The 18,819-nt window shown below is 61.4% G+C and carries 18 protein-coding genes and 2 pseudogenes; 12 read left to right on the plus strand and 8 right to left on the minus strand.

What is annotated here, in order from left to right; all coding sequences use genetic code 11:
* Positions 1 to 8: 8 nt before the first annotated feature.
* The 5 genes and pseudogenes from CO667_RS07830 to CO667_RS07850 all read right to left on the minus strand — a co-directional run.
* Positions 9 to 341, minus strand: a pseudogene (locus tag CO667_RS07830) (thioredoxin); the annotation flags it as partial.
* A 1-nt stretch (position 342) separates the two neighbouring features.
* Positions 343 to 689: pseudogene (locus tag CO667_RS35775) on the minus strand (IS701 family transposase); the annotation flags it as partial.
* Positions 690 to 820: 131 nt separating this feature from the next.
* Positions 821 to 1,114, minus strand: a complete 294-nt coding sequence (locus CO667_RS07840; RefSeq protein WP_097617842.1) for a type II toxin-antitoxin system RelE/ParE family toxin — start codon at positions 1,112 to 1,114, stop codon at positions 821 to 823.
* A 2-nt stretch (positions 1,115 to 1,116) separates the two neighbouring features.
* Positions 1,117 to 1,368 (minus strand): type II toxin-antitoxin system ParD family antitoxin, encoded by a 252-nt coding sequence (locus CO667_RS07845; RefSeq protein ID WP_097617843.1) that lies wholly within the window; start codon positions 1,366 to 1,368, stop codon positions 1,117 to 1,119.
* A 184-nt stretch (positions 1,369 to 1,552) separates the two neighbouring features.
* Positions 1,553 to 2,989, minus strand: coding sequence for a DUF6880 family protein (locus tag CO667_RS07850; protein ID WP_097617844.1), 1,437 nt, complete (start codon positions 2,987 to 2,989; stop codon positions 1,553 to 1,555).
* A 201-nt stretch (positions 2,990 to 3,190) separates the two neighbouring features.
* Here CO667_RS07850 and CO667_RS07855 point away from each other — a divergent pair, with 201 nt between their 5' ends.
* Entirely contained in the window at positions 3,191 to 3,445 is a 255-nt protein-coding gene (locus CO667_RS07855; RefSeq protein ID WP_097617845.1) for a DUF2934 domain-containing protein, read from the plus strand.
* Between the two features lie 34 nt (positions 3,446 to 3,479).
* Here CO667_RS07855 and CO667_RS07860 read toward each other — a convergent pair whose 3' ends face one another.
* Together CO667_RS07860 and CO667_RS07865 are read right to left on the minus strand one after the other, a co-directional pair.
* Positions 3,480 to 4,049, minus strand: a complete 570-nt coding sequence (locus tag CO667_RS07860; protein ID WP_097617846.1) for a GNAT family N-acetyltransferase — start codon at positions 4,047 to 4,049, stop codon at positions 3,480 to 3,482.
* Between the two features lie 56 nt (positions 4,050 to 4,105).
* Positions 4,106 to 4,750, minus strand: a complete 645-nt coding sequence (locus CO667_RS07865) for a ThuA domain-containing protein (protein ID WP_097617847.1) — start codon at positions 4,748 to 4,750, stop codon at positions 4,106 to 4,108.
* A gap of 222 nt (positions 4,751 to 4,972) precedes the next feature.
* On the opposite strand from CO667_RS07865, the gene galE reads away from it, so the two are divergent.
* A complete protein-coding gene (gene galE, locus CO667_RS07870) occupies positions 4,973 to 5,956 on the plus strand; it encodes a UDP-glucose 4-epimerase GalE (RefSeq protein ID WP_097617848.1) in 984 nt (327 codons plus the stop codon).
* Positions 5,934 to 7,502 carry an alkaline phosphatase family protein gene (locus CO667_RS07875; protein WP_097617849.1) on the plus strand — a complete coding sequence of 523 codons (1,569 nt, stop codon included), beginning with the start codon at positions 5,934 to 5,936 and terminating at the stop codon, positions 7,500 to 7,502. Before galE ends, CO667_RS07875 begins: the two co-directional genes overlap by 23 nt.
* Before the next feature lie 157 nt (positions 7,503 to 7,659).
* On the opposite strand, the gene CO667_RS07880 is transcribed toward CO667_RS07875, so the two are convergent.
* Positions 7,660 to 8,157, minus strand: coding sequence for a DUF1993 domain-containing protein (locus tag CO667_RS07880; protein ID WP_097617850.1), 498 nt, complete (start codon positions 8,155 to 8,157; stop codon positions 7,660 to 7,662).
* Between the two features lie 374 nt (positions 8,158 to 8,531).
* On the opposite strand from CO667_RS07880, the gene CO667_RS07885 reads away from it, so the two are divergent.
* The 9 genes from CO667_RS07885 to CO667_RS07925 all read left to right on the plus strand — a co-directional run bounded on the left by CO667_RS07885 (position 8,532) and on the right by CO667_RS07925 (position 18,803).
* Complete coding sequence (locus tag CO667_RS07885) at positions 8,532 to 9,461, plus strand: sugar ABC transporter substrate-binding protein (protein WP_018244093.1); 930 nt, start codon at positions 8,532 to 8,534, stop codon at positions 9,459 to 9,461.
* 67 nt (positions 9,462 to 9,528) lie between these two features.
* Positions 9,529 to 11,070 (plus strand): sugar ABC transporter ATP-binding protein, encoded by a 1,542-nt coding sequence (locus CO667_RS07890; protein WP_097617851.1) that lies wholly within the window; start codon positions 9,529 to 9,531, stop codon positions 11,068 to 11,070.
* 34 nt (positions 11,071 to 11,104) lie between these two features.
* A complete protein-coding gene (locus CO667_RS07895; protein ID WP_097617852.1) occupies positions 11,105 to 12,130 on the plus strand; it encodes an ABC transporter permease in 1,026 nt (341 codons plus the stop codon).
* 246 nt (positions 12,131 to 12,376) lie between these two features.
* The gene (locus CO667_RS07900) at positions 12,377 to 13,435 is read left to right on the plus strand and encodes a dipeptidase (RefSeq protein WP_097617853.1); all 1,059 of its coding nucleotides are present in this window, start codon (positions 12,377 to 12,379) and stop codon (positions 13,433 to 13,435) included.
* Positions 13,436 to 13,534: 99 nt separating this feature from the next.
* Entirely contained in the window at positions 13,535 to 15,178 is a 1,644-nt protein-coding gene (locus CO667_RS07905; protein ID WP_097617854.1) for an ABC transporter substrate-binding protein, read from the plus strand.
* 19 nt (positions 15,179 to 15,197) lie between these two features.
* On the plus strand, positions 15,198 to 16,265 hold the full coding sequence (locus tag CO667_RS07910; protein WP_097617855.1) for an ABC transporter permease: 1,068 nt from the start codon (positions 15,198 to 15,200) through the stop codon (positions 16,263 to 16,265).
* Positions 16,262 to 17,197 carry an ABC transporter permease gene (locus CO667_RS07915; protein ID WP_097617856.1) on the plus strand — a complete coding sequence of 312 codons (936 nt, stop codon included), beginning with the start codon at positions 16,262 to 16,264 and terminating at the stop codon, positions 17,195 to 17,197. Before CO667_RS07910 ends, CO667_RS07915 begins: the two co-directional genes overlap by 4 nt.
* Positions 17,194 to 18,027 (plus strand): ABC transporter ATP-binding protein, encoded by an 834-nt coding sequence (locus CO667_RS07920; protein WP_097617857.1) that lies wholly within the window; start codon positions 17,194 to 17,196, stop codon positions 18,025 to 18,027. The genes CO667_RS07915 and CO667_RS07920 overlap by 4 nt, the downstream gene beginning before the upstream one ends.
* The gene (locus CO667_RS07925) at positions 18,024 to 18,803 is read left to right on the plus strand and encodes an ABC transporter ATP-binding protein (protein WP_097617858.1); all 780 of its coding nucleotides are present in this window, start codon (positions 18,024 to 18,026) and stop codon (positions 18,801 to 18,803) included. The genes CO667_RS07920 and CO667_RS07925 overlap by 4 nt, the downstream gene beginning before the upstream one ends.
* Positions 18,804 to 18,819: the final 16 nt, after the last annotated feature.

The raw sequence follows: 18,819 nt of genomic DNA on the forward strand, positions 1-18,819 counted from the left end.
GACTGGCGTCAACTGCCCAACACCTTCTTCACCCAGACGCCAACCTCATCACCGCTACTGACGTCCGCCTGCACCAGCCCATCGATCATGAAGGTCGGCGAGACATGGATGCCGTTTTGCCGGGCGTATTTGCAGTGCCATTTGATCTCCCGGTCGAGATCCGGGATTGCGAAAGCTTCCTTCAGCTTGACGCCGCTATAGCTTTCGAGGCGCTCGATGATCTGGTTCGGCGTGACGTCCATATTCGGGCCGCCGGCGTGATGATCGAACTCGAATTCCTCGCGATGCGCGGCGATGGCGGCCATGACCTTCTTTGCCGTCTCCTGGCCGCCTTCCAGCGTCATCGGCAATCTTGCGGCGGATCAGCAGCCCCCGTGTCCAGACACCGGGGAATGCCGCGTCGAAATCATCGGCATCTAGGTCGGCCAATTCGAGATAGACCCAATCATGCAGTCGCGCGCCCTTGGTCCCATCGCCTGCCGACAGGCGTCGCCAGGCATCGTCAGGCAAGGCTTCGGCGATGCCCTTCGCTGTCCCGGCAACGGCCAGCGGTTTGCTCCATGAGCGAAAGAGATGATTGGCGTTCACGCCCAGCACATAGCCCTTGGCGGCTCGTTTGAGCGCCATTTCGATGTCGCCCACGCCATACTGTCGGCAGCCACCCGGGAAAATGGCACATCCGAAGCCCGCCATCGTGCTGCGTCGTTTTGCTTGCGGCTTGTAGCCCGATCAATTTGCTTCTTTAAAGCGGTAAGATGCCTTGCGCGGTGCGTTTCTCCAAGGCGTCGGCGAGACGGTTTTCTTCCGATATAGCCGAATTTCAATCGTTTCCATCAAGCCAATCTTCGTGTCCATGCCGGAGGCGGACAACAAGGACATCGCCATTCTCTTCGATTGTATAAACGACGAGATGCGCCTTGAAGGGATGAATGCGCATAGGCGGCGAAATCTCAGGACGCTCTCGCGCCATTCGGGGATTGGCGGCAATCAGGTCGAAAATGGCGTAAAGCTCGTCATGGTAGCGCCGCGCCTGCGCCGGCCCGAACAGCCGGATTCCCGCCTCGGCAATGCCGATCATGTCTTCTTCGGCTTCTTCTGTGAGGTGAAACCCCATCGTCAGTTGCTGCGGGAGGCTTCAGCGCGTGCCCGCGCCGCCTCAAAAAGCTCGTCCTTCGAGCGCGTACCGACGCCGCTCTTCAGCCCCTCATCGACAAATCGTTGCATGGCGGCGATCTTATCTTTTCGCTCCTGATCCTTGCGGATCAGGTCGCGGACATAATCGCTCGCGTTGGCATAGCGGCCCGTTTTGGTTTGCGCCTCGACCCAGTCTTTCATCGGGTCGGGCAGGGATACATTCATGGTCGCCATATCGGCCTCCTTATTTTTGTAGGGTGACACAATTTGGCAAAGTTTGTCAATTTTGAACGCCCCACGTTATTCGATAGTGCGACGCCCAGACGCGCGCCTGCCTGGAAAATTCCGCCGATAGGGCGTGCCACGAGGTTCCGGTCATTGCGATGTCGTTTTCGGTCGTGAGATCGATATTCTCGGCTTAACGCAACAGGCGCCAGAAGCCATGCTTATTTCCATGTTGGCGCTTCAGCTCGACAACATAGGCGTCGTGGGGCCGGGCGCTGCCGAAATCGCCAATATGAGGTGCCAGCGACGCGCATTCCGCCAGATGGCGCGCCGCATGTCTGTAACGGCTGGATCGGCCGTAATCGAGGGCGAAGCCGATCATCGCCCGCAGCAGCAGGGTTGCCGCGAGCGGGTATTTCTCCCGCAGCATCTCGGCGGCGGGTGTCATCAGCTCGTACAGGTCGCCGTCCAGTTCCGCCTGGCGGTTGGATATGAGTTTCGCCGCTTCGGCGGGTGCGGGCCACGTCAGGAAAAAGCCAAGGGCACGATGAACATCCGGAAAGCCATGTGCGAAGGCGAATGCCTTCTCCTCGGCCTCGATATCGTCGAAGTCGGCGAGCCTTCGCAGGAAAGCGCGCAGGTGCTCGCCATTCAGCGATTGCTCGAAGCATTGCCATCGATAGGCTTGCGCTTCTTCCCCTCGTCCCAGGGCTTCGAGTGCTTCGACGCGGGCGCGCTGCCATTCAAACGGCAGTTCGAACGACCCCCTGTGATCGGCGGCGTCCAAAATCTCCCATGCTTCCTCGGCGCGCCCAGCCAGGAGCAAACGGTCGGCGATCTCCGCTGCGACCGTCGGCGCCCTTAACGTCGCTTCCGGCTGCTGGGCGATGAAGGCATCGACATCATTCTGGGCATCGGCAATCTCCTGCAGAGCGATGCGCGCCGTCAGTTGCCGCTGATTGGCGTAGAGCTCGTCCTTATAGATCGGCCCGTTGCCGCTCCAGCCGAGAATCTCCCGGTGGGCGTCGGCAGGCTTCTCCTCCGGTTCGTTCGACCATTGCACCAGGAGGCTCTTCAAACGTTCCAGGCCGTCCTTGCCCAGCGCCGGAACCATCTCGGCGATCAGCGGATCATATTGGCCGTGGTCGTTATCCTGCAGCGCCGTGAAGACCCTGTCGGCAAGGACATCGATACCGATCCCCGCGGAGCTGGCGATGACGCCGGCATCGGCGCATGCCTGGTGGAACGTCTCGATGAAGGCGCTGTCGCTGCTGTTGGATCGCCGGCATATCGAATCCGCGACGGCGAGGAATTGCCAGATAAGATCGAATGCTTCCTTCGGATCGTCGGCCGCCACGACGGTGACGATCGCCGACCGCTGCGTTTCGAGATCCGCGTTGATCGGCTTCACCTTATGCCATTCGATGACGGTGCGGGCCCGCGCGATGCTGGCGAGACGCTTGCGCACCTCACGCGCCACTTCCGCACCACCGTGATTGCCGGCAAGCTCCATTCGAAGCCGTCGTTTGTGGGCGGCGCTGCCTGTGCTGATTTCGATCAGCAGTTCGGCAAGCCGCTGCGCACCGAGGGATTCGAGATTCTTCGCATTGAGGGTTGTCTTGGCTACCATCGGTCATCGCTGTCGTTTCTGCGGATGACCCTATCCTGGAGCCGGCACGAGGCCAAGGTCTGGAAAGGCGTGCCGGGGACAATCCCCGGCGCCTCGGTATTAGCTAAAAACTAACGCTGCCTCGTAACGACTCCTAAAGCCGGTTTTGGCACCTTATTCCCTATCGAATATTCTTTCCGAAATTTCTCGCTGGGGTTGATTATGAGTCACAATAAAGACGCCTGGGTCAGCCAGCGCGCTTATTCACTGTGGGAATCGGAAGGCAGGCCGGATGGGCGCGGGGACAGCCATTGGGCGCAGGCGCTGCGGGAGTTCGAGCAGCTGGAGCTGACCAAGGCCTCGGCTGACGGAAACGATCTTATCGAGAAGCTGAAGGCAGCCGGGCGGCTGATGCGGGTCTATGACGAGGCGGCGCCCGCCGTCGAGGACGAGCGGCCGATCAAAGCGGCTCGCTAAGCCGTATTTATCAATCCCTGGGTTGCCGAAATATTCAGCGGCATTCCAGGCGGACGATCGGCCTTGCCGGCAGGCGTCTTGCCACTTCGATGAAGCCGGCATCCAGAAACATCGAAAGCGCTCCGGGATAGAGCTCGGCTCCGTTCGAAGTACGGGCTGCCTGATCGACGGGGTAGGCTTCGAGACATTCAGCCCCGTTCGCGCTTGCGAATTCGACGGCGTGTTTCAATAACGATCGCGCCAGACCCTGCCGCCGGAACGGCTTGCGGGTGATGAAGCAGTTGATCGACCAGACCGGCCTGTCGTCGACCGGCGCAAAGGATTTTGAGCGGCGGAGCCGGTCGAACACGGCGCGCGGCGCGACACCGCACCATCCGGCCGGCTCGTTCTCGTGATAGCCGAGAATGCCCGGCGGGCGCGGCCCGACGACGAGGCTTCGAAACCAGCTGCGATTTCCCTCGCCCCATCCGGCCTTATAGTCGGCATTCGGAAGATACCAGTAGGCGCAGCGGCAATTCCGGCCGCCGGAGCAATCGTCGAAGACTGCTTCTATATCGGGCAAGCGGTCGGCCGTGGCGGGGAGGAAAGAGAAGCGATCCGGCATACGGAGAGATTAGGCGCGGGTGGGCGGTCGGCAAGACCGCTCCCCGCCCTCCAACGCTACCGGCGGGCGGCCCAGCTGAGGCCGCGCCGCAGGATGAGCGGCATGTAGGGATGGTCGAATTCGGCCGCGACATGGCCGAGGGCGGAATAGAAGATGCGGCCGGCGCCGAAATGGCGCTTGAAGACGACCGGCATCACGACATTGCGGGCCGCCGGATCATAGGCGCCGGTAAAGGTGGTGGTCGCCAGGATTTCGACGGTGGGATCATAGTGCAGATAATATTGCTCCGAACGGTAGTCGAAGTCGGGAATGCCCTCCATGACCGGATCGTCCTGGCGGGTGACGGCGACGCGGAAGTCGATGATGTTGCCGGGATGAGCAACCCAGGTGACGCCGGAGACATAGCGGAAAGGGGCGCTTTCCTTGAAGGAGGTGGCGAGCGCGCCGTGATGGCCGGCAAGCCCGAGCCCGCCGCGCACCGCTTCGACCAGGGCGGCGGCATGAGGTTTTTCGAGCGTTTCACCTGTTATAACAGGCACCAGCAGATCGGTTTTATCAAGTGTTGGAGAGCCGAATATGCCGAGATCGCCGGTCACCTCTACCGCGAAGCCGTCCTCGCGCAGGAGATCGGCGACGATATGAGCGCATTGCTCCGGCTCATGGCCTTGCCAGCCGCCCCAAACAACCAATGCCTTCCTCATTCGCGCGCTCCCTGGCTGATTGCTGCTAAAGCCCCTTAAAACGGGCGGTTATGCAAATCACGCGAATAATTCACCGATCGCCGATCCGGTCCAAAACACGCGGGGCCAGGGCGGTTCGGCATTTGACCTATTCTCCGTGCACGCCTATCGCAATTCCTTCTTTTTATTGACGTGTATCTCGTCTAGGTTTCTTTCATCTCTCGCTAATAATAAGGGTGGTGCATGGCAGGTGAAACGGTTCTTGTGGTCGGCGGCGCCGGCTATATCGGCTCGCATACGTGCCTCGACCTGGCGAACAAGGGCTACAAGCCTGTCGTCTTCGATAATTTTTCGAACGGCCATCGCGAGTTCGTCAAATGGGGCCCGGCCGAGGAAGGCGATATTCGCGATCGCGCCCGGCTGGACGAGGTGCTCGCCAAGCACAAGCCGGCGGCGATCCTGCATTTCGCAGCGCTGATCGAGGTCGGCGAATCGGTCAAGGATCCGGTGTCCTTCTACGAGAACAATGTCATCGGTACGCTGACGCTGCTTTCGGCGGCGCAGGCGGCCGGCATCAATGCCTTCGTTTTCTCCTCCACCTGCGCCACCTACGGCCTGCCGCAGAGCGTGCCGCTCGACGAGACGCACCGGCAGGTGCCGATCAATCCCTACGGGCGGACGAAATATATCGTCGAACAGGCGCTTGCCGATTACGACCAGTACAGAAGCCTGCGCTCGGTGGTGCTGCGCTATTTCAATGCGGCCGGCGCCGATTTCGAAGGCCGGATCGGCGAATGGCACCAGCCGGAGACGCATGCGATACCCCTGGCGATCGACGCGGCGCTCGGCCGCCGCCAGGGCTTCAAGGTGTTCGGCAGCGATTACGAGACGCGCGACGGCACCTGCGTGCGCGACTATATCCATGTGCTCGATCTTGCCGATGCGCATGTGCGTGCCGTCGAATACCTGCTGAAGGGCGGCGATTCCGTCGCGCTCAACCTCGGCACCGGCACCGGCACGACGGTCAGGGAATTGCTCGGCGCGATCGAGGATGTGTCGAACCGGCCTTTCCCGGTCGAATATATCGGCCGTCGCGAAGGCGATTCGCATACGCTGGTCGCCAATAACGACAAGGCGCGCGATGTGCTCGGCTGGGTGCCGCAGTATGATCTGTCCGAGATCATCCGCTCCGCCTGGAACTGGCATGCAAAATCCAACCAGCATTGAGCCAACCCGCATTGACAAGGTCCGCCGGCCGAACATTCTGCTGATCACGGCGGACCAGTGGCGTGGCGATTGCCTGTCGGCCGTCGGCCATGCTTGCGTGAAAACCCCTGCCGTCGATGCGCTGGCGCGGGAAGGCACGCTCTTCCGGCGGCATTATGCCGGGGCCGCACCCTGCTCGCCGGCGCGGGCGACACTTTATACCGGCCTTTACCAGATGAACCACCGCGTCTGCCGCAACGGTTCGCCGCTCGATGCCCGCTTCGATAATCTGGCGCTCGCCGCCCGGCGGGCGGGATACGACCCGACGCTGTTCGGCTACACCGACACGGCGCCCGATCCGCGCGGCATGGATGCCGGCGATCCGCATCTGACGAGTTATGAAGGCGTGCTGCCGGGCTTTACGGCCCGCCAGCTTCTGCCCGAACACGAAAGGCAATGGCTTTCCTGGCTGAGGTCCCGCGGCCATCAGCATGCCGTCAGCCGCGACATCCATATTCCCGTCGGCGCGCAAGCCGGCGAAATTTCAAATGCGGCGCCGGCCTATTCCAGCGACGAGACCCAGACGGCGTTCCTGGCCGGCGAGTTCATTCGCTGGCTGGGCGAGCAGGATCGGCCGTGGTTTGCGCATGTCTCCTTCTTACGCCCGCATCCGCCCTTCTCCGTGCCGGCGCCGTTCAACCGGATGTTCAAGCCGGGCGACGGGCCGGCTTTTGCGCGTGCGGCAAACCGCGCCGCCGAACAGGACAGTCATCCCTATCTCGCCTATGCCATGCCGCGCGTTGAGAAGGGCAACTTCGTCCACGGCGCGACGGGGCCGCTCGGCGACTGGAACACCGAGGATTTCGCCGCGATAAGGTCGATCTATTACGGCATGATATCGGAGGTCGATGCGCAGCTCGGTCGGATCTGGCAGGCCCTGAAGGATGCGGGCGCCTGGGACGATACATTGATCGTCTTCACTTCCGACCATGCCGAGATGGCGGGCGATCATTGGACGCTCGGCAAGGGCGGCTTCTTCGACGGCAGCTACCATATTCCACTTGTCATTCGCGATCCCGCAAGCCGTGCGGGGGGTGGGGTCGTCGACAAATTCACCAGCGCTGCTGATATTTTTCCGACACTTTGCCAAAGGCTCGGCATCGAAGCGAAGAACGGGCTCGATGGCCGATCGCTGATGCCGTTCGTCAAGGGCGGGAGCAGACCGGACTGGCGGGAGGCGGCATTCTGGGAATTCGATTTCCGCGACATCGCGGGCGGCGAAGCGGAGCGGTATTTCGGGCTGAAATCGAACGAATGCAATCTCGCGGTGATCCGCGATGCGCGGTTCAAATATGTGCATTTTGCCGCCTTGCCGCCGCTGCTCTTCAATCTCCGCGACGATCCGATGGAGCTCGACAATGTCGCGGCCGATCCGGCCTATGCGGCGATCCGGCTCGCCTATGCCGAGAAACTGCTGTCGCTGAGGGCACGGCATCTCGACCAGACGCTTGCCTATACCGAGCTGACGGAAAGAGGGCCGGTGACGCGCCGGCCCTCAGACTGCTGAGAAAGTCGGACAACTCCTCTTTCGTCATACTCGGGCTTGTCCCGAGTATCTGCAGCCGGCGTCGCAGATCCTCGGCACAAGGCCGAGGAAGACGCCGAGTAAAGAACGAGGTTGTCAACAAAACTGGAGCCAGTGACGCGCCGGCCCTGACTGTGGTTCAGCCGAGATAATCGCGCTTGCCGATCGGCGCACCCTGGTTGCGCAGGATGGCGTGAGCGGTGGTGACGTGGAAATAGAAGTTCGGCAGGGCGAAGGCGGTGACATAGTCGGCACCCGGCAGCACGATGCCGCTCTTGCCCGGCAGGGTGATCTCACGGCTTTCCGCGCCTTCCAGCGCTTGCGCCGAGAAGGTGGCGAGGTAGGCTTCGGTCTTTGCCAGGCGTTCGCGCAGATCATCGAAGGTCTTCTCATCATCCTCGAACTTCGGGGCGTCGGTCGCGGTCAGGCGGGCGAGCGTGAATTTGGCGCTGTCGCTGGCGCGCTGATACTGGCCGGAGAGCGGCAGCATGTCGGGCGCAAGGCGCGCAGCCACCAATATTGTGGGATCGATATTCTTTTCCTTCCCATAGGCCTCGGCCTTGTCGAGATAGGTTTTCAGGCTGGCGAGGCCGCGCTGGAACATCGGAACGGTGAGGCGATAGATCGAAATGGACATTTGTCCTGTCTCCAAAATCTTCAAATGACCGGCCGCGTCGAGAAATCGAAGACGCCTGCGGCCGCGGCCTTGTCTTCGACACTCCCATAGATGGATGCGGCCTTCGCCTTTCACAACAGAGGCAATGCGGGTGCCGATCGTCAAGTCCGTGGCATTGCGCCTCTATCCATCGCTCATCGCCGCTAAAGAGGCTTGACGCCGTTCCCAGAAAATGGAATGAATATTCCGAAGAACAAATTTTACGGTTTGTTTGTTCCGTTTTGCGGAAGCGCCGCGGGAGAGGCGGCGCGAGGGAATTGCGGCTTCAGGGCAAATGCCTGGGGCTCCGGTGTGAGGAGGGTGCAGCCGGGCACCGCTTTGTGGAGGAAGTGAAAATGAAAAAGTTTATCCTGGGCACTGCGATGGCGCTCGTCATGTCGACGGCCGCGCACGCGGAAACCGTCGGCGTCTCGATGGCGAAGTTCGACGACAACTTCTTGACCGTTCTGCGCAACGGCATGACCGATTATGCAAAGACGCTTTCCGGCGTGACGCTGCAGGTCGAAGACGCGCAGAACGACGTTTCCAAGCAGCAGAGCCAGATCCAGAATTTCATCGCCTCCAAGGTCGATGCGATCATCGTCAACCCGGTCGATACCGATGCGACGACGGCAATGTCGAAGCTTGCCGCCGATGCCGGCATTCCGCTGGTCTACGTCAACCGCCAGCCGGTCAATGTCGACACGCTGCCGGACAAGCAGGCTTTCGTCGCATCCAACGAGCAGGAATCCGGCACGCTGGAAACCAAGGAAATCTGCCGCATTCTCGGTGGCAAGGGCAAGGCCGTGGTCATCATGGGCGAGCTCTCCAACCAGGCTGCGCGCATGCGCACCCAGGACGTTCATGACGTCATCAAGACCGATGAATGCAAGGGCCTTGAGATCGTCGAAGAGCAGACCGCCAATTGGGACCGCACCCAGGGCGCCGACCTGATGACCAACTGGCTCTCCAGCGGCATCGAATTCGACGCTGTCATCTCCAACAACGACGAAATGGCGATCGGCGCCATCCAGGCGCTGAAGGCGGCCGGCAAGGACATGACCAAGGTCGTCGTCGGCGGTGTCGACGCCACGCAGGACGCGCTTGCCGCCATGCAGGCAGGCGATCTCGACGTCACCGTCTTCCAGGATGCCGCCGGCCAAGGCAAGGGCTCGCTCGATGCGGCGCTCAAGCTCGCCAAGGGCGAAAAGATCGACAAGAAGGTCTATATTCCCTTCCAGCTCGTCACGCCTGCCAACGTCAAGGACTTCGTCACCAAGAACTGAGACGAGTGCCAACGGATGCGGGCTCTGCCCGCATCCTTTCCGCCTGTCCGTATCCGGAGGAGATGATATGGCCGTCAGCCCGACAACCATGGCCGCCGTGCGTGCGAGCGGCGCCGTTCCGAACGCGGAATATCTGTTGAGCGCCGAGGGCGTTCGCAAGGAATTTCCGGGTGTCGTCGCGCTCGACGACGTGCAGTTCCGGCTGAAGCGTGCCTCCGTGCATGCGCTGATGGGCGAAAACGGCGCCGGCAAATCGACATTGATGAAGATCCTTGCCGGCATTTACATTCCCGACAAGGGCGATATCCGCCTGAAAGGCGTCGAGATCCGGCTGAAATCTCCGCTCGACGCGCTGGAGAACGGCATTGCCATGATCCATCAGGAACTGAACCTGATGCCGTTCATGACGGTCGCGGAAAACATCTGGATCCGCCGCGAACCGAAGAACCGCCTCGGTTTCGTCGATCACGGCGTCATGCACCGCATGACCGAGGAACTGTTTACCAGGCTCAATATCGACATCGATCCCGATATCGAGGTCCGGTACCTGTCGGTCGCCAACCGGCAGATGGTCGAGATTGCCAAGGCCGTTTCCTATAATTCCGACGTGCTGATCATGGACGAGCCGACTTCGGCGCTGACGGAGCGCGAGGTCGAGCATCTCTTCCGCATCATCCGCGATCTCAGATCGCAGGGCATCGGCATTGTCTACATCACCCACAAGATGAACGAGCTTTTCGAGATCGCCGACGAATTCTCGGTCTTCCGCGACGGCCGATATATCGGCACGCACGCTTCGACCGACGTTACCCGCGACGACATCATCCGCATGATGGTCGGGCGCGAAATCACCCAGATGTTTCCGAAAGAGGAAGTGCCGATCGGCGAGGTCATGCTCTCCGTCAAGGATCTTTGCCTCAACGGCGTCTTCAAGAACGTCTCCTTCGAGGTGCGGGCGGGCGAGATTCTCGGCGTGGCCGGCCTTGTCGGGTCCGGGCGGTCGAATGTTGCCGAAACGCTGTTCGGCGTGACGCCGGCAAGCTCCGGCTCGATCGAACTCTACGGCAAGCCGGTGACGATTTCGTCGCCGACCGAGGCCATCCGTCACCAGATGGCGTTCCTGACCGAGGACCGCAAAGACACAGGCTGTCTGCTGATCCTCGATATTCTCGAGAACATGCAGATCGCCGTTCTGCAGGACAGATATGTCAAGGGCGGTTTCGTGCAGCAGGGCGCCATCGAGGCGACCTGCGAAGACATGGCAAAAAAGTTGCGGGTGAAAACGCCCAATCTTTACGAGCGGGTGGAAAACCTTTCGGGCGGCAATCAGCAGAAAGTGCTGATCGGGCGCTGGCTGCTCACCGATCCGCGGATCCTGATCCTCGACGAGCCAACGCGCGGCATCGATGTCGGCGCCAAGGCAGAAATCCACCGGCTGGTGACGGAGATGGCGCGCAACGGCGTGGCAGTCATCATGATCTCGTCCGAAATGCCCGAGGTTCTCGGGATGAGCGACCGCATCATGGTCATGCATGAGGGGCGCGTGACCGGTTTCCTCAATCGCGATGAAGCAACGCAGATCAAGGTGATGGAGCTGGCTGCGCAGTGATGCGCCGGCGGCGATCGCCCAAGGGAGGTTTGACATGAGTACCAAGGCAGCAGAGGGCGCGGCTCCGCTCGCAACCCGGCAACGGCGGCGGCGCTTGCCGACTGAGCTCAGCATTTTCCTCGTGCTCGTCGGCATCGCGCTCATCTATGAAGTGCTCGGCTGGATGTTCATCGGCCAGAGCTTCCTGATGAATTCGCAGCGCCTGACGATCATGATCCTGCAGGTCTCCGTCATCGGCATCATCGCCGTCGGCGTCACCCAGGTCATCATCACCGGCGGTATCGATCTTTCGTCCGGCTCGGTCGTCGGCATGACGGCGATGATCGCGACCAGTTTCGCCCAGTCTTCGACCTGGGGGCGGGCCGTCTTCCCGTCGCTGACCGACCTGCCGGCCGTCGTGCCGATCGTCGTCGGCCTGTTTATCGGGGCGGCCGCAGGTCTCGCGAACGGCGCGCTCATTGCCTACACCAAGATCCCGCCGTTCATTGCAACGCTTGGCATGTTCGTTTCGGCCAGAGGTGTGGCGAAGTGGTATACCAAGGGCCAGCCGGTTTCCGGGATCACCGAGCAGTTTCATTTCATCGGAACCAAGGCGTGGCCGGTCGTGGTCTTCCTGGTCGTTGCGCTGATCTTTCACATTGCGCTGCGCTACACCCGCTACGGAAAGTTCACCTATGCTATCGGCGCGAACCCGCAGGCGGCGCGCGTCTCCGGCATCAACATCGAGGCGCATCTCGTCAAGGTCTACGTGATTGCCGGATTGCTGGCCGGTCTGGCCGGCATCGTTACGGCGGCCCGCGCCGAGACCGCACAGGCGAGCATGGGCGTCGGATATGAACTCGACGCGATCGCCGCAACCGTCATCGGCGGCACCTCGCTTACCGGCGGCGTCGGGCGCATCACCGGCACCGTCATCGGCACCATCATCCTCGGCGTCATGACGTCAGGCTTCACCTTCCTCAGGATCGACGCCTATTACCAGGAGATCGTCAAGGGCTTCATCATCGTCGCGGCCGTCGTTATCGACGTCTACCGACAGAAGAAGCGCCGCAAGCACTGATCTGCGGCCATATGATCCAAGGTTTTTCGCGGGGGCTTCGGCCCCCGTTTCGATTCCGGCGAAGCTCCGGAGGTCGATGACGAATTTCTAAAAAAGAGGTGGCGAATTCCGTCAGCTTTTCTATTCTGACTGCTTCATTCGCCCTCTACAGCGCCGCGCGCTGTAGCAGTTTGAATGCTGCATAATTTTATTCTTAGATCGATTCCGGTTTCAGGAATTATGCAGTGGGGCAGCGCAGGAAGACAGATGCAATTCGTATTTGACGGTCACAACGACGTTCTCCTTCGACTCTGGACACATTCAAAAGACGGCAGCGACCCGATCGCCGAATTCGCAGGCGGTACGACGGTCGGCCATATCGATGCCCGGCGGGCGAGAGAAGGCGGCCTTTCGGGTGGTCTCTGCGCCATCTACATTCCCTCGGGCGATCTCGTCTTCGCCGATCCGGATGCCGACGGTCGCTATATCACGCCGATGGCGGCCCCTCTCGATCCGCTGCCTTCCCTTGCCATCGCCACCGAAATGGCGGCGATCGCGCTGCGGCTCGACCAGGCCGGCGCCTGGCGGCTCTGCCGGACGGTGAAGGATATCCGTGGCGCCATGGCGGACGGTATTTTTGCGGCCGTCCTGCATATGGAGGGCTGCGAGGCGATCGGCGCCGATCTTTCGGCGCTCGAGCTGTTCTATGCGGCCGGGCTGCGGTCGCTGGGGCCGGTCTGGAGCCGGCACAATGTCTTCGGTTACGGCGTGCCCTTCGCCTTTCCGATGTCGCCGGATACAGCACCCGGCCTGACCGATGCCGGCTTCGCGCTGGTGAGAGAATGCAATCGTCTCGGGATCGTGATCGATCTTGCCCATATCACCGAAAAAGGTTTCTGGGACGTGGCGAAAACGACGGACCAGCCGCTGGTCGCCAGCCATTCCAACGCCCACGCGCTGACGCCGGTGGCGCGCAATCTGACGGACAAGCAGCTCGATGCGATCCGCGAAAGCCGCGGGCTCGTCGGCATCAACTACGCCACCGCCATGCTGCGTCCCGACGGCCGCTCGGACAGCGAGACGCCGCTTGCCGATATGATCCGCCACATCGACTATCTCGTGAACCGCATCGGCATCGATTGCGTGGGGCTCGGATCGGACTTCGACGGCGCAACCATTCCTGAGGAAATCGGCGATGCGGCCGGCAACCAGAGGCTGATTGCCGCTCTCCGGGAGGTTGGATATGGTGAAGCCGATCTCACGAAACTTGCCCGTGAAAATTGGCTTCGCATTCTGGCACAAGCCTGGCGGGAGGATTGCGCCTAAAGCGGCGCGCGCCTCTGGACGTGCTCAGAACGGACAATAGTTTAATGAGGCATGACCGACAAAACGCTTCGTAATCAATCAAGAACAGGGGAACAGACCATGATGATCACCAAGCTCAGCCGTAATTTCCGCCTGCTTTCCGCGGGAGCCGCTCTTTCGCTCCTGATGATGGCCGCACCCTCGGCTTTCGCCGAAACGCCCAAGGACACGCTGGTCGAGGGTCTTGCCATGGACGATATCATCACGATGGATCCGGGCGAGGCTTTCGAGCTGTCGACCGCCGAAATCACCAGCAACAGCTACAGCCTGCTCGTCCGTCTGGACATGGACGATACCTCCAAGGTGGAGGGCGATCTGGCCGAGAGCTGGAGCGTTTCCGATGACGGCCTCACCTATACGTTCAAGCTGAAACCGGGCCTGAAATTCGCCTCCGGCAACCCGATCACCGCCGACGATGTCGCCTATTCGTTCGAGCGTGCCGTCAAGCTCGACAAGAGCCCGGCCTTTATCCTCACCCAGTTCGGCGTGACCGGCGACAATATTGCCGAAAAGGCCAAGGCCGCCGACGCCAATACCTTCGTCTTCACGGTCGACAAGGCCTATGCGCCGAGCTTCGTGCTGAACTGCCTGACGGCAACGGTCGCGTCGGTTGTCGACAAGAAGCTGGTGCTGGAGCATGTGAAGGCGGTGACGCCGGATGCCGAGCACAAATACGACAATGATTTCGGCAATGAATGGTTGAAGACCGGCTATGCCGGTTCCGGCGCCTACAAGCGGCGCGAATGGCGGGCCAACGAAGTTGTCGTCTTGGAGCGCAACGACAATTATTACGGCGACAAGGCGAAGCTCAACCGCGTCATCTATCGCCACATGAAGGAAAGTGCCGCCCAGCGGCTGGCGCTCGAAGCCGGCGACATCGATATCGCCCGCAACCTCGAGCCGGGTGATATCGACGCCGTGTCGAAGAATGCCGATCTCGCGACCACGAGTGCGCCGAAGGGCACGATCTATTATGTCAGCCTGAACAACAAGAACGAGAACCTGAAAAAGCCGGAAGTCCAGGAAGCCTTCAAGTATCTGGTCGATTACGATGCGATCGGCGCCACCTTGATCAAGGGTATCGGCGAAATCCATCAGACCTTCCTGCCGAAGGGCCAGCTTGGCGCACTCGACGAGAATCCCTACAAGCTCGATGTCGCCAAGGCCAAGGAACTGCTCGCCAAGGCCGGCGTGCCCGACGGTTTCTCGATCACCATGGATGTCCGCAACACCCAGCCGGTCACCGGTATCGCCGAATCCATGCAGCAGACGCTGGCGCAGGCCGGCGTGAAGATGGAAATCATCCCGGGCGACGGCAAGCAGACGCTGACCAAGTACCGCGCCCGCACCCACGACATGTATATCGGCCAGTGGGGTTCGGACTATTTCGACCCGAATTCCAATGCCGATACCTTTACCGGCAATCCCGACAATTCCGATGCCGGCACGGTGAAGACGCTTGCATGGCGCAACACCTGGGAAGCGCCTGAGCTCGACAAGCAGGCCAAGGCCGCCCTTCTGGAACGCGACGCCGGCAAGCGCGCCGCCATCTATCAGGATATCCAGAAGAAGTATCTGGCAAACAGCCCCTTCGTCTTCATCTTCCAGCAGACCGAGGTCGCCGGTTATCGCAAGAACCTGAAGGACTTCAAGCTGGGTCCGAGCTTCGACACCAATTTTGTCGGTCCGATCGCCAAGGAATAGTCCGGCAGGATTGACTGGTTTGAGCACCGTCGAAACAAGACAGGAGGCGCGGCCCCGAAAAGGCCGTGCCAAGGCCTTCGCAAAGGCGCTGGGGCGGATCCTGTTTGCCGCCGTCACCACCTATTTCGGCCTCTTGGCCGTCACCTTCTTCATCGGCCGCGTCGTGCCGATCGATCCCGTGCTCGCCATCCTCGGCGACCGCGCCCCCAACCATGTCGTCGAGCGGGTGCGCCAGGAGATGGGTTTCAACCTGCCGCTCTATCAGCAGTTCTTCATCTATATCAAAGGCATCCTGTCCGGCGATTTCGGCAATTCGGTGCTGACGACCAATCCGGTCATGGTCGATATTCGCCGTGCATTTCCGGCGACGATCGAGCTCGCAACCCTCGGAACGCTGATCGGCGCTTTCGTCGGTGTGCCGCTCGGCGTTCTTGCCGCGGTGCGTCGCGGCAGCATCGTCGACCAGGTGGTGCGCGTCGTCGGCCTGATCGGTTATTCGGTGCCGATCTTCTGGCTGGCGCTGATTTCGCTCGTCATCTTCTATGCGCAGCTGCGCTGGGTGGCCTTTCCCGGCCGCATCGATATCGTCTTCGAATATACGTTCACGCCGATCACCGGCTTTTATCTGCTGGACAGCGCCTGGCAGGGGCAATGGGATGTCTTCTACGACGTCTTCCGCCACATCATCCTACCCGCGTCGCTGCTCGGCTATTTCTCGCTCGCCTATATCAGCCGGATGACGCGCAGCTTCATGCTGAACGAGCTTTCGCAGGAATATATCGTTGCCGCGCGCGCCAAGGGTCTTTCGGAAACGCGGGTGATCTGGGGCCATGCGCTGCGCAATGCCGCCGTGCCGCTCGTCACCGTCATTGCGCTTTCCTATGCCGGTCTGCTCGAAGGATCGGTGCTGACCGAGACGGTGTTTTCCTGGCCGGGCATCGGGCTCTACATCACCAATTCGCTGCAGAATGCCGACATGAATGCCGTGCTCGGCGGCACGATCGTCATCGGCACGATCTTCATCGGCATCAACCTTCTGTCCGATCTTCTCTATCGGACGCTCGATCCGAGGACACGAAACCGATGACGGCCCCTGCCAGCCCATCTCCGACGATGAGCCGCCGCGCGTGGCTGCTTTCCGACCGGCCGCAATCGCGCCTGCAGGCCCGTCTCGGCCGCGCTTACGTCACCTGGCGGCATTTCACGGCCAACAGGCTTGCGGTGGTCGGCCTGCTGATCATCGCCGCACTGCTTTTCATCGCCGCCTTCGCCGATGTGATCGCCACGCACAATCCCGTCGTCGGCGATCTCCGCAATGCCCGGCTACTGCCGCCCGGAACCGGTGAATTCCTGCTCGGTACCGACGACCAAGGCCGCGATATCTATTCGCGGCTGATCTACGGATCGCGATTGACGCTGTTCGTCGTCGTGCTGGTCGCCGTCATCTCGGCGCCGATCGGGCTGATCGTCGGCACGGTCTCCGGTTATGCCGGAGGCTGGGTGGATGCGACGCTGATGCGCATCACCGATATTTTCCTCGCCTTTCCGAAGCTGGTGCTGGCGCTGGCCTTCGTCGCCGCTCTCGGCCCCGGCATCCAGAACGCGATCATCGCCATCGCCATCACATCCTGGCCGCCCTATGCCCGCATCGCGCGCGCCGAGACGCTGACGGTGCGGCGGTCCGACTATATTTCGGCGGTAAAGCTGATGGGCGCCTCGCCGCTCCGCATCATCGTGCGCCATGTCATGCCGCTCTGTATTTCCTCGCTGATCGTGCGGGTGACGCTCGACATGGCGGGCATCATCCTGACGGCGGCGGGTCTCGGTTTCCTCGGCCTCGGCGCGCAGCCGCCGCTGCCGGAATGGGGGGCGATGATCGCCTCGGGCCGGCGCTTCATCCTCGATCAATGGTGGGTCGCGGCGATGCCCGGCATCGCCATCCTCATCGTCAGCCTCGGCTTCAATCTCCTCGGCGACGGCCTGCGCGACGCGCTCGATCCGAAGGAGAGCGGCCAATGACGACACTTCTGACGGTCGACAAGCTCAAGGTCAGCTATCCCACGCGCACCGGCGTGATCGAGGCGGTGCGCGGCGTCTCCTTCACCCTCGGCAAGGAAAGGCTCGGCATCGTCGGCGAATCCGGTTCCGGCAAGTCGCAGACCGGCCGGGCGATCATGGGGCTGACACCGAAACACGGCGTCGTCACAGCCGACAGGCTCGACTTCAACGGCATCGACCTGATCAAGGCGTCGGCCGGCGAAAGGCGCAGGCTGCGCGGCAAGCGCATCGCCATGATCCTGCAGGATCCGAAATATTCGCTCGATCCCGTCATGACGATCGGGCGGCAGATCTGCGAAACGCTGCGCACGCATGAGAAGGTCGGCAAGGCGGAGGCGCGCGATCGTGCGCTCGCCATGCTGGAAGCGGTGCAGATCCGCGATCCCCAGCGCGTCTTCGATCTGCATCCGCATGAGGTCTCGGGCGGCATGGGGCAGCGCGCGATGATCGCCATGATGCTGATCGCCGGGCCCGAATTGCTGATTGCCGACGAGCCGACCTCGGCGCTCGACGTGACGGTGCAGCTCGATGTGCTGAGGATCATGGACAGGCTGGTGTCCGAGCGCGGCATGGGGCTGATCTTCGTCTCCCATGATCTGAGGCTGGTCTCTTCCTTCTGCGACCGCGTGATCGTCATGTATGCCGGAAAGATCGTCGAGGAACTGGCGGCCGCCGATCTCAAACAGGCAAAACATCCCTATACGCAAGGGTTGCTGAACTGCATGCCCGAGATCGGCGCAAACCGCCATCCGCTGCCGGTGCTCGACCGCAGGCCGGAGTGGGCGGCATGAGCGCAACTCTCGAGATCGACGATCTCAGTGTCGTCTATGATGAATTTCATGCGCTGAAGGAGGTCAGCATCATCGTCGAAGGCGGCGAATCCTTCGGTCTGGTCGGGGAATCCGGCTCGGGAAAGTCGACCCTGCTGCGGGCCGTGGCCGGGCTGGCGCCGATCAGCGGCGGCGCAATCTCCATCGACGGCGAAGCGCTGAAGGGTTCGAAACGCAGCAAAACCTTCTATCGGCGGGTCCAAATGGTCTTTCAGGACCCTTATGGCTCGCTGCATCCGCGCCAGACGATCGACCGGCTGCTGCTCGAACCGCTTGCGATCCACGGCATCGGCGAGAGTGAGAGGCGCATCGCCCGGGCACTCGACGAGGTCGGTCTCGGCAATGGTTTCCGTTTCCGCTACCCGCACCAGCTTTCGGGCGGCCAGCGGCAGCGCGTGGCGATCGCCCGGGCACTGATCGTCGAACCGTCGATCCTGCTGCTCGACGAGCCGACATCGGCGCTCGATGCCTCGGTGCAGGCCGAGGTGCTGAACCTGTTGGAACAGATCCGGCGCGACCGCAAACTCACCTTCGTGATGGTGAGCCATGATCTCGGCGTCGTGACCCATATGTGTGAAAGGCTCGCCGTCATGCGCAACGGCGCGGTCGTCGAGCGATTGAGCTCGCAAGACCTGGCGAGAGGTGCGGTACAGGAGGACTACACGAGAAATTTGATGATCGCGAGCAAAGGGTTTCGTCAAAGCGTGAAGGGCAATCTTTTCAAACCTTTGAAATGAAAAGGCCGGCGGCGGC

The organism is Rhizobium sp. L43, from assembly GCF_002531725.1.
In the GTDB taxonomy this organism is placed as follows: domain Bacteria; phylum Pseudomonadota; class Alphaproteobacteria; order Rhizobiales; family Rhizobiaceae; genus Rhizobium.